This is a genomic window from Stenotrophomonas sp. Ste86 (genome assembly GCF_024519465.1).
Lineage (GTDB): Bacteria > Pseudomonadota > Gammaproteobacteria > Xanthomonadales > Xanthomonadaceae > Stenotrophomonas.
The window spans coordinates 1-13,435 of the sequence record NZ_JALJRW010000006.1 but is presented as its reverse complement, the minus strand read 5'-3'; the positions used below and the strand labels follow the sequence as shown (position 1 = coordinate 13,435).

The 13,435-nt window shown below is 67.1% G+C and carries 8 protein-coding genes and 3 pseudogenes; 5 read left to right on the top strand and 6 right to left on the bottom strand.

What is annotated here, in order from left to right:
* Nucleotides 1-230 precede the first annotated feature (230 nt).
* Both NR101_RS07905 and NR101_RS07900 read right to left on the bottom strand, forming a co-directional pair.
* Nucleotides 231-2,333 (bottom strand): phosphoglycerol transferase I, encoded by a 2,103-nt coding sequence (locus NR101_RS07905; RefSeq protein WP_256774737.1) that lies wholly within the window; start codon nt 2,331-2,333, stop codon nt 231-233.
* Between the two features lie 266 nt (nt 2,334-2,599).
* Nucleotides 2,600-4,255 (bottom strand): annotated as a pseudogene (locus NR101_RS07900) (AarF/UbiB family protein); the annotation flags it as partial.
* 166 nt (nt 4,256-4,421) lie between these two features.
* Here NR101_RS07900 and NR101_RS07895 point away from each other — a divergent pair.
* Nucleotides 4,422-5,360, top strand: a complete 939-nt coding sequence (locus tag NR101_RS07895; protein WP_256774878.1) for a DUF808 domain-containing protein — start codon at nt 4,422-4,424, stop codon at nt 5,358-5,360.
* Between the two features lie 142 nt (nt 5,361-5,502).
* Here the strand turns inward: NR101_RS07895 and NR101_RS07890 are convergent, their stop codons facing one another.
* From NR101_RS07890 to NR101_RS07880, 3 genes are all read right to left on the bottom strand, one after another.
* Nucleotides 5,503-6,165 (bottom strand): hypothetical protein, encoded by a 663-nt coding sequence (locus NR101_RS07890; RefSeq protein WP_256774736.1) that lies wholly within the window; start codon nt 6,163-6,165, stop codon nt 5,503-5,505.
* A gap of 10 nt (nt 6,166-6,175) precedes the next feature.
* Nucleotides 6,176-6,691, bottom strand: a complete 516-nt coding sequence (locus tag NR101_RS07885; RefSeq protein ID WP_256774735.1) for a sigma-70 family RNA polymerase sigma factor — start codon at nt 6,689-6,691, stop codon at nt 6,176-6,178.
* Nucleotides 6,692-6,754: 63 nt separating this feature from the next.
* The gene (locus tag NR101_RS07880; RefSeq protein WP_256774734.1) at nt 6,755-8,317 is read right to left on the bottom strand and encodes a GGDEF domain-containing protein; all 1,563 of its coding nucleotides are present in this window, start codon (nt 8,315-8,317) and stop codon (nt 6,755-6,757) included.
* Between the two features lie 148 nt (nt 8,318-8,465).
* Between NR101_RS07880 and NR101_RS07875 the strand changes: the two are divergent.
* Nucleotides 8,466-9,098, top strand: a pseudogene (locus NR101_RS07875) (NAD(P)H-binding protein).
* 580 nt (nt 9,099-9,678) lie between these two features.
* Here NR101_RS07875 and NR101_RS07870 read toward each other — a convergent pair.
* A pseudogene (locus NR101_RS07870) lies at nt 9,679-9,861 on the bottom strand (2-oxo acid dehydrogenase subunit E2); the annotation flags it as partial.
* Nucleotides 9,862-9,974: 113 nt separating this feature from the next.
* Between NR101_RS07870 and NR101_RS07865 the strand changes: the two are divergent.
* The 3 genes from NR101_RS07865 (at nt 9,975) to NR101_RS07855 (ending at nt 13,215) form a co-directional block, all read left to right on the top strand.
* Nucleotides 9,975-10,853: a tryptophan 2,3-dioxygenase family protein gene (locus tag NR101_RS07865; protein ID WP_256777584.1), complete on the top strand. Its 879-nt coding sequence runs from the start codon at nt 9,975-9,977 to the stop codon at nt 10,851-10,853.
* Between the two features lie 242 nt (nt 10,854-11,095).
* Nucleotides 11,096-12,598, top strand: coding sequence for a peptide MFS transporter (locus NR101_RS07860; RefSeq protein ID WP_256777583.1), 1,503 nt, complete (start codon nt 11,096-11,098; stop codon nt 12,596-12,598).
* Between the two features lie 8 nt (nt 12,599-12,606).
* The gene (locus NR101_RS07855; protein ID WP_256777582.1) at nt 12,607-13,215 is read left to right on the top strand and encodes a thioredoxin family protein; all 609 of its coding nucleotides are present in this window, start codon (nt 12,607-12,609) and stop codon (nt 13,213-13,215) included.
* Nucleotides 13,216-13,435 lie beyond the last annotated feature (220 nt).

The following is a 13,435-nucleotide window of genomic DNA, read 5'->3' as shown; positions in this document are numbered from 1 at the left end:
GGGGTGGGTCGGGAGCCGGCCAGCGGCCGGCACTACCGGGATTGCTGCGTGCGTAGAACGAGGTAGTGCCTGCCGCTGGGCGGCAATCGCGTGGTGCGGGTTGGTCGGGAGCCGGCCAGCGGCCGGCACTACCGGGATTGCTGCGTGCGTAGAACCGGGTAGTGCCGGCCGCTGGCCGGCAATCGCGTGATGCGGGTGGGTCGGGAGCCGGCCAGCGGCCGGCACTACCGTTAGCCGCGGTTGCCGCGTCGCGACGGGACCAGCGCGAAGTTGTCCACGGCCAGCTTCTCGGCGTGGTTCAACCACGCCCGGATTTCCAGGTCGTCCACTTCGTGATCCAGGCCGAACGGTACGCTGATGCGGCCCTCCGCGTCGGGCTGCACCCACTGCTGGGCCACCACCACCTTGCGCTGCGAGGACACCGCTTCAATCCAGAAGCCACGGTCCGGCGACTGCTTGGCCACGAACTGCAGCATGTACTGGCCGGCGCGGGTGCGACGGCCCTTCTGGGTGATCATGTGCGCCTGGCGGATGCTCGGACGTGGCCCGTTGAACGGTTCCAGCGGGCCATCGACGGCGAAGCCGCTGCGCAGTGCGTCATCGCGATACAGCTTGATGCCCTTGTCGCGGTTGACCAGCATCGCGCACCAGTCGCCATCGGCCGAGCCATCCTCGAAGGCGGTGCAGCGATCGACATAGGCCAGCGTGTTGGTCGGATCGGCCTGGTCGAACTGCTTGGAGGTGTTCTCCAGGTACACGGATTTCAGGTCGAACTGCTTGTCGTATTCCAGCAGCACCGGCGGCTGCACATGCTGCAGGCCGATCACCACCTGGTTGTCCTCGTCGATGCGCAGCTGGCGCGTCTTGTCGCCCAGCCACAGCGAGCGCGAGAACGCCAGGTAACGTGGATAGTCCTTGCCGTTGTCGCGCAACGCCGCCGCGCTGGCACTGTCGGTGCGCTTGGGGTCCAGCAGCGAGCGGCCAAAGCCGATGGCGTTGATGTCCGGCTGGAGCATGCTGAGCAGGGTGGCGCCGGAATCCAGCGTGGAACCGGGTGCGGCGGCCAGCTGGCGCGGGGCGATGTCCTTGCCCAGGAACAGCAGCAGGTTTTCACGCTTCTGCTTGGCCAGGATATGGCTGAGATCGTTGGGCATGGCCAGGTGATCGGAGGCGATCACGATCAGCGTGTCCTCGCCGTACGGGCTGGCCTGGATGCGATCGACCAGCTTGGCGATCAGACCGTCGGTGCACTTGAGCGCGTTGAGCATGCCGATGTTGCCGTACTCGCTCTGGTAACGGGTGCGCTTGCACGCCACCGGCAGGTGCCCGGCCGGGTGGTGGGTGTCCATGGTCAGGGTGGTCAGCATGAACGGCTGGCCCTGCCGGGACAGCTGCACGAAACGATCGTAGGCCTTGTCCAGCAGCACATCGTCATGCACGCCCCACGGCGAGAAGTGCGAACGTGCCACCTTCTGCTTCTTGAACCACGCCAGGTCGTCGACGGTGTCGAAGCCATGCGTGGCCAGGAACTGGCCCTTGCCGGCGAACTGCCCGTTGGCGCCCCCCAGGTAATGATTGGTATAGCCCTGCTGCTTGAGATAATCGCCCAGGCAGACCGCTTCGGGCAGGAAGCTGCCCATGCGGCCCATGCTGTTCTCATCTTCCTTGGCGGTGGTCAGCGGCACGCCGCACATCGATGAGACCAGGCCGGCGATGGTCCAGCCGCCGCCTTCGGCCGATACCAGCCCGCGCACGTCCAGCGCCTGGCCGGCGAGGCGATTGAGGTTGGGCATCAGGTCGGGGAAGGTGGTCTCGTCCAGATACGTGCGCTCCAGGCTCTCGCCGTAGATCCACACGATGTTGCGCGGCTTGGTCAGCGCCTGCTGCGGAATGCGGTACTCGGGGGCGATGACGGTGTAATCCACCGGGCGCATCTGCAGGTACAGGCGCTGGCCGTCGCTGTAGAGCGGGCTGACCAGGATCGCCAGCAGCCACATCGCGATGAACCCGCCGAACACGGCCTTGCCGTGCGTGTTGCCGTGCCAGCGCTGGAGGCGGGGCACCGCCAGCGGCAACAGCGACAGCAGTGCCAGGACGATGAACCCGGCGATGTAGCCCTTGAAATCGGCGACACCGGCGCCTTCCATGTCCGCGCCCAGGTGGTACAGCGTGGCGGCGTTGAGCCCATCACCGGACAACTTGTTGATCAACCACCAAGCGCTGAGCGTGAGCAGCAGCAGCGACATCAGACCGGCCTTCCACCATACCCACGTGCGTGATGCGAGCAGCAACCAGGTGAGCAGCAACAGGGACAGCAGCAGGATCCAGATCATGGGCAGCTTCGGCAGTGGAGACAGGTGGTGATGGACGTCATGACGACGTGATTTCCCATCCGACCGGCTGTCCAACCACACTTGCATGACAGACCGATGACCCGATCATGCCTGCACGAACCTGACTGAAATGTTTGTTCAAAACGACATGCGCAGCGCTACCGCGCATCGTGTTTCAGCGTGTAAAACGCGCGTGAAAGTTCGCGCGCGGCAGCGCCGCGCTCAGCCGTATTCCATTGGACTGATGAATGCGTGAGACGCGTGGTTCAACGATGCCCGCGTTCTTCCTTGGAGCGCGCACGACGGTCGAAGATCAACGCACTGAGGATGATGCCAAGGCCCAGCGCCACGCCAATGAACATCAGTGTGAATGCGATGGCCGGATACCCGAACAGGTGCCAGCCCGTATCCACCTTCATCATCATCGCCGCAGCCAGAATCAGCGCCGCGGTGACGATGCCGGCCGACACGCGATTGGCGATCTTCTGCAGGTTCTCCATCAGGCGCGATTCTTCCAGCCCGGTCACCTTCATCTGCAGCCGGTTCTCGGCGAGCAGGGCGAGGATGTCGGACATCTTGCGCGGGCCTTCGCGCAGCAGCTGCTGCATCTCCATCGCCTCGCTGGCCAGGTTGGCCGCCGACAGCGATTTCTTAAGCCGCGCGCGCATCACATGCTGCAGCTGCTTTTCCACGATGCGGCGGGTGTCCAGGTCCGGCGACAACAGCCGACACACGGTTTCCAGGTTGAGCAGCGCCTTGCCGAGCAGGCTCAGCTCCGGCGGCGTACGCAGGCCACTGGCGGTGGCGATGCGGACCAGGTCGAGCACCACGCGGCCTTCGGAGTAGCTGGTGTTGGCCGCGTAACGCGCGATCATCTGCCCGGTCTCGCGCAGGTAACGCTCCTCGTCGAAGGATTCCAGCCGCGTGCTGATGCCGATGATCTCATCGGCCACTTCCTCACCGCGGCCGTCCACCGCGGCGAACAGCAGCTTGAGCAGGCGCTCGCGCAAGCGGGGCGGCATGTGCGCGACCATGCCCAGGTCGAAGATCGCCAGCCGACCTTCGGGCGTCACGCGCAGATTGCCCGGATGCGGATCGGCATGGATCTCGCCATGCACGAAGATCTGGTCGACATAGCCGCGGATCAGCGCGGCCGCCAGCGGCGCCATCGGCTGCTCGGTGCGGCGCACGTCGGGAATCATGTCCACGCGCACGCCGTGGGCCAGTTCCATGGTCAGCACGCGGTGGCTGCAGTAGTCCCACACCGGTTGCGGCACCCACAGCGGCTTGAACGGCTTGAGATGCTGGCCAAAGCGCTGCAGGTTTTCCGCCTCGGCCTGGTAGTCCAGTTCCTGCATCAGGGTCTTGGCGAACTCGTTGAGCCAGTCGCGCAGGCGCACGCGGCGGCCGACCTGGGTAAGGTGGTCGGCGGCCAGCGCGAAGCTGCGCAGCACGTCCAGGTCCGAGCGCAGCTGCGCGGCCACTTCCGGCTTCTGTACCTTGACGGCCACCTCGCGGCCGTCATGCAGTTGCGCGCGGTGCACCTGGGCGATCGAGGCGCAGCCCAGCGGCACCGGATCGAAGCTGGCAAACAGCTTGGACACCGGCGCGCCCAGTTCCCGCTCGATGATGCTGGCGATGCGCTCGACCGGGATCGGTGCCACCTTTTCCTGCATCCGCTCCAGTGCGGTGGCGAACTCCACCGGCACCATGTCCGGGCGCGTGGAGAGCATCTGGCCGAGCTTGACGAAGGTGGGGCCGAGCGATTCCAGGTCGGTGACGAACTGCTCCGGGTTGCCTTCCGGCGGCAGGTCGTGCATCGCCCGCGCATCCAGGTTCATGCCCGAAAACACCCCGGAATGCCGGTAACGCAGCAGTAGGCGCAGGATCTGGCTGCGGCGGTTCATGCCCTTGACCAGCGACGGCGTACCAGGGGCGACAGGCGTGGTATTCAAGCAGGGCTCCAGCAGGGGGATCACCGGCAGTGTCGCCGGGACGTGGTGGTGGGCCGGTGAATCCGCCTGGCGCTATCGCCCCGCGCCCCGGATCGGGCAGAATCCACGCTCCCGCTTGATCTATTGGATTGCCATGGCCGGTGCCAGCCTGTTCGCGTTGCTCGATGACATTGCCGCGCTGTTGGACGATGTGTCGGTCCTGACCAAGGTCGCGGCCAAGAAGACCGCCGGCGTGCTGGGCGACGACCTGGCGCTGAACGCGCAGCAGGTGACGGGTGTCAACGCCAACCGCGAGCTGCCGGTGGTATGGGCGGTGGCCAAGGGCTCGCTGGTCAACAAGGCGATCCTGGTGCCGGCCGCGCTGGCGATCAGCGCGCTGGAGGCCTGGCTGCGCGGCAAGGGCTACCCGGTGCCGATCGTGGTGCCGCTGATGATGATCGGCGGCGCGTTCCTGTGCTACGAGGGCGTGGAGAAGCTGGCGCACCGCTTCCTGCATTCGCAGGAAGAAGATGCCCAGCAGAAGGCCGAGCGGGTCAAGGCGCTGGCCGATGAAAAGGTGGACATGGTCGCGTGGGAGAAGGACAAGGTGAAGGGCGCGGTACGCACCGACTTCATCCTGTCGGCCGAGATCATCGTGCTGTCACTGGGTGTGGTGTCCGCTGCGCCGTTCCTCAACCAGGTCACCGCGCTGGTGATCATCGCCCTGGCGATGACGGTGTTCGTGTACGGCCTGGTGGCCGGCATCGTGAAGCTGGACGACGTCGGCCTGTACCTGTCGCGCAAGGGCGCGGCGCTGGCGGCGATCGGCCGTGGGCTGCTGGTGACCGCGCCATGGCTGATGAAGTTCCTGTCGGTGGCCGGGACGGCGGCGATGTTCCTGGTCGGTGGCGGCATCCTGGTGCACAACGTGCCGGCGCTGCACCACCTGGTGCAGGCACTCGGTGGCGAAGGCCGCTGGGGCTGGCTGGTCAACGCGCTGGGGAACATGGTGGTTGGCGTGATCGCCGGTGCCATCGTGCTGGCGGCGGTGATGGGGTTCCAGAAGCTGCGCGGGAAGAAAGCGGCGCATTGAGGGTGAGGCCGCCGAGCATGGCTCGGCGCTACCGGTGGGGGCGGGGGGATTGATCATCATTCCGCGCCCACCGGCGGATGCCACCCGCAGGGCGATGCGGTGATCGAAGCGGCGCTTGTCTGGATGCGGGGCGGTGGCGCCGTCAGCCGGCGTTCCAGTCGCGCACGGCGGCCAGTTCGGTGTGTGCCCGGGCCAGGCGGCGGCCGGACAGCGCATCGATCGCCCGCTGCAGGCGGGGCGACTGCGGGTCGCGCTGCAGCCAGCGGCGCGCCAGTACCAGCAGGGCGATCATCATCGCCGTCCCTGCCACCAGCGATACCAGCAGCCAGCGCGCGGCGAACACCGACAGGTCCAGGCCCCAGGCCTGCCACGCGATCAGCACCGGCACTGCCAGCCACAGCCAGCACCACGGCAATCCCAGCAGCAGTTCGCCGACGGCGGTCTGCATGCGCAACCGCGCCAGCTGCCGGGACTGCTGCAGCACCGGCTGGTCGGGCTGCAGCTGCCCGACCAGGTGCAGCCGCGCCGCGCTGGCGATGATCACTGCCACGCTGTAGGCGTGCAGCGCCACCGCACTGACCATCACCGCCAGCGGCGGCTGCTGCCACCAGACGCTGCCGCAATAGATCGACAGCGCCAGCCAGAACAGCAGTTGCATCACCTGCACCGCACTGAACGCCGACAGCTGGCGCTGCGCGGCATGCTGCCGGTGGCGGCGCCACGCGTTCAGCGCGGCGCTCGCCTCGCTGTCGTCGGCCTCGTTGCCGGGCTGGTTCCACAGCTGCTTGAGTGGGTCGGTATGCATGGCGGTGGCCTCAGGCGATGGGATTGAAGCGCGCGCGCAGCTGCTGGCGCAGGCGGTGCAGGCGGGTGGAGACGTTGGCGCTGCTGATGCCCAGGATGTCGGCGATCTGGCGGTGGTCGTGGTCGTCCAGGTGCAGCAGCATCAGCGCCCGATCCAGCGGCGGAAGCGTGCGTATGGCGATTTCCAGCTGCTGCACGGCGTGCTGTTGCTCGGCCGGTGCGGTGTCGTCCACCGGCAGGGTGTCCTCGTCCAGGACCGCATGGTGGCGCTGGCGCAGTTGCTGCCGGCGCAGCTGCGAGATGGCCACATTGAGCGCCACCCGGTAAAGCCAGGTGGAGAAGCGGGCACGGGCCGGGTCGAAGCTGTCGAACGCGTCCCAGGCCTGCACGCTGATGTCCTGGATCAGGTCGAGCCGGTCTTCCTGGTGCGCACAGTAGCCGCGTGCGATCTTCAGCACGATGCCACGGTGCTGGTCCAGCAACGCGGCGAAACGGAGGCCCGGGTCGCGGGCGGCGGCGTTGTTCATGTCCATACCCGGATGATTCGCACGGACGCGCCGGTTATCACAGCGCGTTGCGGGATGCGTGGCTCATCGGGGCGCGTCGGCGGCCTGCACGCGGTTCTTGCCGACCCGCTTGGCCGCGTAAAGCGCCGCGTCGGCGCGCCGCAGCAGGGCATCGGCGGGTTCGTCGGCCTGCCATTGCGCCACCCCGGCGCTGAAGTGCACCGGTACGCGGGCCTGGTCCAACTGCAGCGGGCGCTGGGCCAGCGAGCGTTGCAGCCGCAGCAGGGTGGACATGCTGTCCGCGGCCGGGGTTTCCGGCAGCAACAGCACGAACTCGTCGCCGCCGATGCGGGCCAGCGCGTCGGTGCTGCGCAGGTGCAGCTGGCAGACCGCGACCAGGTGGCGCAGCACCGCATCGCCGCCGGCATGGCCGTGCGTGGCATTGGTCTGGTGGAAATCATCCAGGTCGATCAGCGCGAGCGCCAATGGATGGTCGTGGCGACCGGCCCGGGCCAGCTCGCGTTCGATCAACTCCTCGAAGCCACGACGGTTGAGTGCGCCGGTGAGGGGATCGGTCCGGATCAGCCCGGACACATCGCGCAGTTCCTGCTCCAGCTCGGCAATGCGCTGTTCGGCCTGCTCGACCTCGCGGCGTGCGTTGCCCAGATGGTCGCGCGCCTGCAGCGCCTGCTCCTGCACGCGGCCGGTGTCCTGCAGTACATCCTGCAGCAGCTGGTTGAGATCGGCGATGCTGCGCGCCTCCTTCAGGGCCAGCGCATAGCTGCTGATGCGGTCGTGGTACTCGCCGGTACTCACCGCCATCCCGTCCAGCCGCTCGATGAAGCCGCCCATCAGGCCCTTCATCGCTGCCTTGGATTCGCTGATGCCCTGCTTGAGCAGGCCCTGCTTGTAGATCACCTCGCGCAGGTTGATGCGCGCCTGTTCGACCGAGTCGCGGTCCAGCGGGCCGCCGATCAGCTCGCGCACGGCGTGGATCTGGCCGTGCAGCCAACTGCTGTCATCGAGCAGCTCGCCGATGTTGTCCAGCAGCAGGTCGAACAGGCTCAGCAGCAGTTCCTGCTGTTCCTGCCAGCCATCGCTGCGTACGCCGATCTGGTGCGACAGCTCGCGCAGGCGCAGTTCGATCGGCTGCAGCGGCTGGCCGGGATGCCAGTGGCGCAGGTCGGCGGCAATCAGCGCCGGCTCCTCCTTCAGCTCGGGCATGTTCTGCAGCAGGCTGGCCACGGTCACGCCCAGCGTGTGCCGCAGCAGCTCGCGCAGGCGCAGGCTGTCGGGCTGGCCGTCGGGCGTCTCCTGCTCGATGGTGCGGATGTACTTGTCGATCAGCTGGCGCATCGCGCGGCCGTAGCTGACCCAGTCGGCGCTGCGCTGCGCCGACTGCAGGCGCAGGCCCATGTCGCCCAGTTCGCCGGGCAGGGTGGACATGCCATTGGCGAAGGCGGCCAGCAGCGGCTCGGGGCTGTCGATGCCGGCGAACAGGCGCTGCAGCATCGCACTGCTGCCGCCCTTGGGGCCGGGTGCGTCACCGCCGAGGGTGTCGATCACGCGGGTCTCGGCCTGTCGCCGCGACAGCAACCGGCCCACGGCGGTGCCGGGACTGGGAGGAGCGTCGTGCGGGTCGGTCATGCGGCAGGTCCTTGGCGAATGACCGGCGGGGTGCGCCGGGGCGAGGGGAGGTGGGAACAGTATCGGCGCGGGGCACGCCGGCTTGAACGCCGGGGCCGCCACGCCCGATATGCCACGATGGTAGGCAATCTGACGGCAGGAGCGTGCGATGAAGGTGATGCTGGTAGGCGCGACCGGGCTGGTCGGTGGGCAGGTGCTGCAGCAGTTGCTCGATGATCCACGCTGCGACGCCGTCGTGGCCCCGACCCGGCGCGCGTTGGCGCTGGCCGATCCGGCGTTGCACAACCCGGTGGTGGACTTTGATCGGCTGCCGGTCGATGCGTCCTGGTGGGCGGTGGATGCGGTGATCTGCGCGCTCGGCAGCACCATCAAGCAAGCCGGCAGCCGCGAGGTGTTCGCCCGCATCGACCACGACTACCCGCTGCAGGTGGCCACCCTGGCGCAGGCGCATGGCGCGCATGCCTTCGTGCTGAATTCGGCGATGGGCGCCGACGCGGACTCGCGGATTTTCTACAACCAGGTCAAGGGCCGGCTGGAGCAGGACCTGCGCGGCCTGGGCTACCCCTCGTTGACCCTGGTGCGGCCGGGACTGATCGGCGGTGAGCGCGCCGAACGGCGTACCGGTGAGCACTTGGCCAGCGTGGTGCTGGGTGCGCTCGGCCCGGTCCTGCCGAAGGCGTGGCGGATCAACCCGGCCTAGAACATCGCCGCGGCCATGGTCGAGGCCGCACTGGCACCGCGTGCGGGTGTGCACATCGTAAGCTCGTCGGACCTGGCCTGAAGGTACGCGCAAGCCCCTGTAGAGCCGAGCCATGCTCGGCAGAAGCCCTACACGGAAGCTATACGCCGACGCGAAGAGCAGCCGAGCATGGCTCGGCTCTACCAGGATGGGCGTCGCGGCAGGCCTGAAGGTACGCGCAAGCCCGGTAGTGCCGAGCCATGCTCGGCAGAAGCCCTATACGGAGGCCACAGGCCGACGCGAAGAGCAGCCGAGCATGGCTCGGCTCTACCAGGGTTGGCGTCGCGGCAGGCCTGATGGTGCGCAAGCCCCGGTAGTGCCGAGCCATGCTCGGCAGAAGCCCACCACGGAAGCTGTAAGCCTGCGCGAAGAGCAGCCGAGCATGGCTCGGCTCTACCAGGATGGGCGTCGCGGCAGGCCTGATGGTGCGCATAAGCCCCGGTAGTGCCGAGCCATGCTCGGCAGAAGCCCTACACGGAAGCTATACGCCGACGCGAAGAGCAGCCGAGCATGGCTCGGCTCTACCAGGATGGGCCTCGCGGCTGGCCGACGATAACGGCCACGTGGCGGCGGCCTTTATCCTTGCATGGTGCCTGCCGACTCACGGACCGCAGTTACCGCATCAGCTCGCCAACACTAGGTCATCCAGCACCGCGCGCAGAAAGCGCGCCGCTTCGCCGCCGATGGCGGCGCGGTGGTCGAGGGTCACCGACAGCGGGATCACCTTGTGCGCTTCCACGCTGCCCATCTCCGGGGTCATCGGGTCGCGGGCCCGGCCGGCAGCGCCGATCGCCTCGCCCGGCGGCCCACGCGCGCGAAAACCAGGCCCGCGGCTGCACCAGACGCCGGCGTAGGGTGCCGCCCGCCCGGGAGCGCATGCTGTGCGCTACCCTTTGACCCCCTCATTTGGCCCACGCCATGTCCGTCGAGAAGAACCAACGCGACCTCGAAGCCGGTATCCACACCGATCTGGAGGGACGTCTGACCTATGGCGGCTACCTGCGGCTGGACCAGCTGTTGAGCGCCCAGCAGCCGCTGTCCAACCCGCCGCACCACGACGAGATGCTGTTCATCATCCAGCACCAGACCTCCGAGCTGTGGCTGAAGCTGCTGGCGCACGAGCTGCGTGCGGCGATCGGCTTCCTGCAGCGCGACCAGGTGTGGCAATGCCGCAAGGTGCTGGCGCGCAGCAAGCAGGTGCTGCGCCAGTTGACCGAACAGTGGTCGGTACTGGAGACCCTGACCCCGTCGGAGTACATGGGTTTCCGCGACGTACTGGGCCCGTCCTCGGGCTTCCAGTCGCTGCAGTACCGCTACATCGAGTTCCTGCTGGGCAACAAGAACGCGCAGATGCTGCAGGTGTTCTCGCATGACCCGGCCGGGCAGGCGCAGTTGCAGGAGGTGCTGGACGCGCCGAGCCTGTACGAGGAATTCCTGCGTTACCTGGCGCGCTTCGGCCATCCCGTCCCCGCTGCCTACCAGGGCCGGGACTGGCAGCAGCCGCACGTGGCCGACGATGCCCTGCACCCGGTGTTCGAGCGGATCTACCAGAACACCGACCGGTTCTGGCGCGAGTATTCGCTGTGCGAGGACCTGGTTGACCTGGAGACCGCCTTCCAGCTGTGGCGCTTCCGGCACATGCGCACGGTGATGCGGATCATCGGCTTCAAGCGCGGTACCGGCGGCTCCAGCGGGGTGGGGTTCCTGCGCCAGGCGCTGGAACTGACCTTCTTCCCGGAGCTGTTCCAGGTGCGCACGACCATCCGCAACGACGATCCGATGCCGCCGGACGCCTGATCCGGCAGTCCTGCCAATAAGCCTATTCATATTTACCGGCCGCATCCGCCGTAGGGTGCGGCAGCCCCCGCCGTTGCTGCGCTGGCGGGGCCGGACCGGTGGTTGCAGATGCAAGTTCAGCGACCGTGCCGGCAGTTGCACGAATCGGCGTGTATTTGACGTGAACGCCGTTGTTCTGGGATTCTCCCGCGCTGCTTCGCACATCGGACGTGCATGTCTTCCACCGAACCCAGGAATCCCGCATGAGCGTAGACACCGCCGCGACATCCGTTCCCGATCCGGCGCTGCCGGAGTTCAAGACCACGCTGGGCCATCCGCGCCCGTTGTGGATGCTGTTCATGACCGAATTCTGGGAACGCTTTGCGTTCTACGGCATCCGTTGGGCGCTGGTGCTGTACATCGTGTCGCAGTTCTTCGAAGGCGACTCGGCCGGTCAGGCCGCCGCCAGCCGCACTTACGGCGCCTACCTGGCGCTGGTCTATGCCGCGGCCATCTTCGGTGGCTACGTCGCCGACCGGGTGCTGGGGTACCAGCGTTCCATCCTGACCGGTGCGGTGATCATGGCCGCCGGCCTGTTCATGGTCGCCATGCCGAACAAAGAAGTGTTCGAGCTGGGCCTGGCCACCATCATCATCGGCAACGGCCTGTTCAAGCCCAACATCTCCACGATGGTCGGCAAGCTGTACGGCCTGAAGGATGAGCGCCGCGACTCGGGCTTCACCATCTTCTACATGGGCATCAACATCGGCGCGATGATCGCCCCGGTGCTGACCCAGTACCTGGCCGAGCAGGTCTTTGGTACCCAGGCGATGCCGTCCTACAAGATGGTCTTCATCGCCTCGGGCATCGGCATGCTGATCAGCCTGGTGTGGTTCTACATCGGTCGTGCCGGCCTGAAGGGCATCGGCGCACCGCCGGTGGGTGCCGAAGGCTTCGGCCGCATCATCATGGTGCTGGTCGGCTCGATCGTCGCCATCCCGGTCGCCTATTTCCTGCTGTCCACCGGCGCCACCGCGCTGGCCTGGATCCTGGGCGTGATGTTCATCGCGCTGGGCGTGCTGCTGCTGGTCGAGGGCATCCGCGAGGGCAAGGTGCAGCGCGATCGCGTGATCGCCATGCTGATCATTTTCGTCTTCAACGTGATGTTCTGGATGTTCTTCGAACAGGCCGGCAGCTCGTTCACCTTCCTGGCCGACCAGATCGTCAACCGCAACCTCGGCGGCTGGACCTTCCCGACCGCGTGGTTCCAGTCGGTCAACTCGGTGGCGATCATCACCCTGGCCCCGATCATCGCCTGGATCTGGATCAAGCTGGGCCGCGCCAATCCGTCGATTCCGCGAAAGTTCGGCCTGGGCCTGCTGTTCAACGGCGTGGCGTTCGCGCTGCTGATGCTGGCGCTGTCGAGCATGGTGGTGGACGGCAAGATCCCGTTCTGGACGCTGTTCATGGTCTATGTCATCCAGTCGGTCGGTGAGCTGTGCCTGTCGCCGATCGGTCTGTCGATGGTGACCAAGCTGGCCCCGGTGCGCCTGGTCGGCTTCGGCATGGGCGGCTGGTTCCTGTCCACCGGCATCGGCAACAACCTGTCGGGCATCTTCGCCGGCGTGGTCAGTGGCGAAGGCGGCATGACCGTGGCGTCGGCGCTGAAGGGCTACACCTTCGGTTTCTGGGCGTTGATGATCTCCGGCGCGCTGCTGTTCCTGCTCGCCCCGCTGATCAACAAGCTGATGCACGGCGTCAAGTGAGGTCGGTGATGCGCAGGAAGATGGGGTGTGCGTCGATGATCGTGGCGGGCCTGCTGTGCGCGTGCGCGCCATCGTCGGCGCCCACGGCCGGTCCTGCGCAGCCGCTGGATACCCGCGAGCAGAAGCCGGCGGTCGCGGATCCCAGCGCACCGGTGGCCTCGGGCAACACGCCGGCCGCGGCCGATGTGGCGGCTATCGCCGCGCTCAACGCGCAGTTCGATCCGGGCCGCGATCCGGTCGCCGACCTGGCCACGGCCAAGGTCGAGGCCAAGCGGGGTGGCAAGCGGATCGTGCTGGACGTGGGCGGGGAGTGGTGCTCGTGGTGCCACCTGATGGATGCCTTCATCGAAGGCGACGCGGAGATCCGCAGCTTCCGCGATGCCAACTTCGTGTGGATGAAGGTGAACTACAGCGAAGACAACGAGAACGCGGCGTTCCTGTCGCAGTTCCCGGCGATCAAGGGCTATCCGCACCTGTTCGTGCTCGATGCCGACGGCACGCTGCTGCATTCGCAGTTCACCGGGGAGCTGGAGGCCGACAAGGGCCAGCCCAAGGGCTACAACCGCACGCGGTTCTTCGCCTTCATGAAGGACTGGGCGCCACCCAAGGCGCCATGACCGAAAAAGCCGCGGATTCCGCGGCTTTTTTTTGGTTTTTCACCCTATGCGGGGCAAGCAGACGTGTGCTTTGACCCCTTCCAGGCGCGGCGGTCGGTGGGTCGGGCGCTGGGCCCCCATGCCCTTTCCGGCGAATGTCCTCCGGCGTCGGCCTGCGGCCGCCCCCTCCCCCTTGATTTCGCCTCCAAGGGCATGGGAGCCCAGCGCCCGACCCACCGAC

What these genes read in the sequence shown, in the direction of transcription:
- NR101_RS07905 (WP_256774737.1), bottom strand. Translation starts at nt 2,333, where the DNA reads ATGATCTGGATCCTGCTGCTGTCCCTGTTGCTGCTCACCTGGTTGCTG.
- NR101_RS07895 (WP_256774878.1), top strand. Translation starts at nt 4,422, where the DNA reads ATGGCCGGTGCCAGCCTGTTCGCGTTGCTCGATGACATTGCCGCGCTG.
- NR101_RS07890 (WP_256774736.1), bottom strand. Translation starts at nt 6,165, where the DNA reads ATGCATACCGACCCACTCAAGCAGCTGTGGAACCAGCCCGGCAACGAG.
- NR101_RS07885 (WP_256774735.1), bottom strand. Translation starts at nt 6,691, where the DNA reads ATGAACAACGCCGCCGCCCGCGACCCGGGCCTCCGTTTCGCCGCGTTG.
- NR101_RS07880 (WP_256774734.1), bottom strand. Translation starts at nt 8,317, where the DNA reads ATGACCGACCCGCACGACGCTCCTCCCAGTCCCGGCACCGCCGTGGGC.
- NR101_RS07865 (WP_256777584.1), top strand. Translation starts at nt 9,975, where the DNA reads ATGTCCGTCGAGAAGAACCAACGCGACCTCGAAGCCGGTATCCACACC.
- NR101_RS07860 (WP_256777583.1), top strand. Translation starts at nt 11,096, where the DNA reads ATGAGCGTAGACACCGCCGCGACATCCGTTCCCGATCCGGCGCTGCCG.
- NR101_RS07855 (WP_256777582.1), top strand. Translation starts at nt 12,607, where the DNA reads ATGCGCAGGAAGATGGGGTGTGCGTCGATGATCGTGGCGGGCCTGCTG.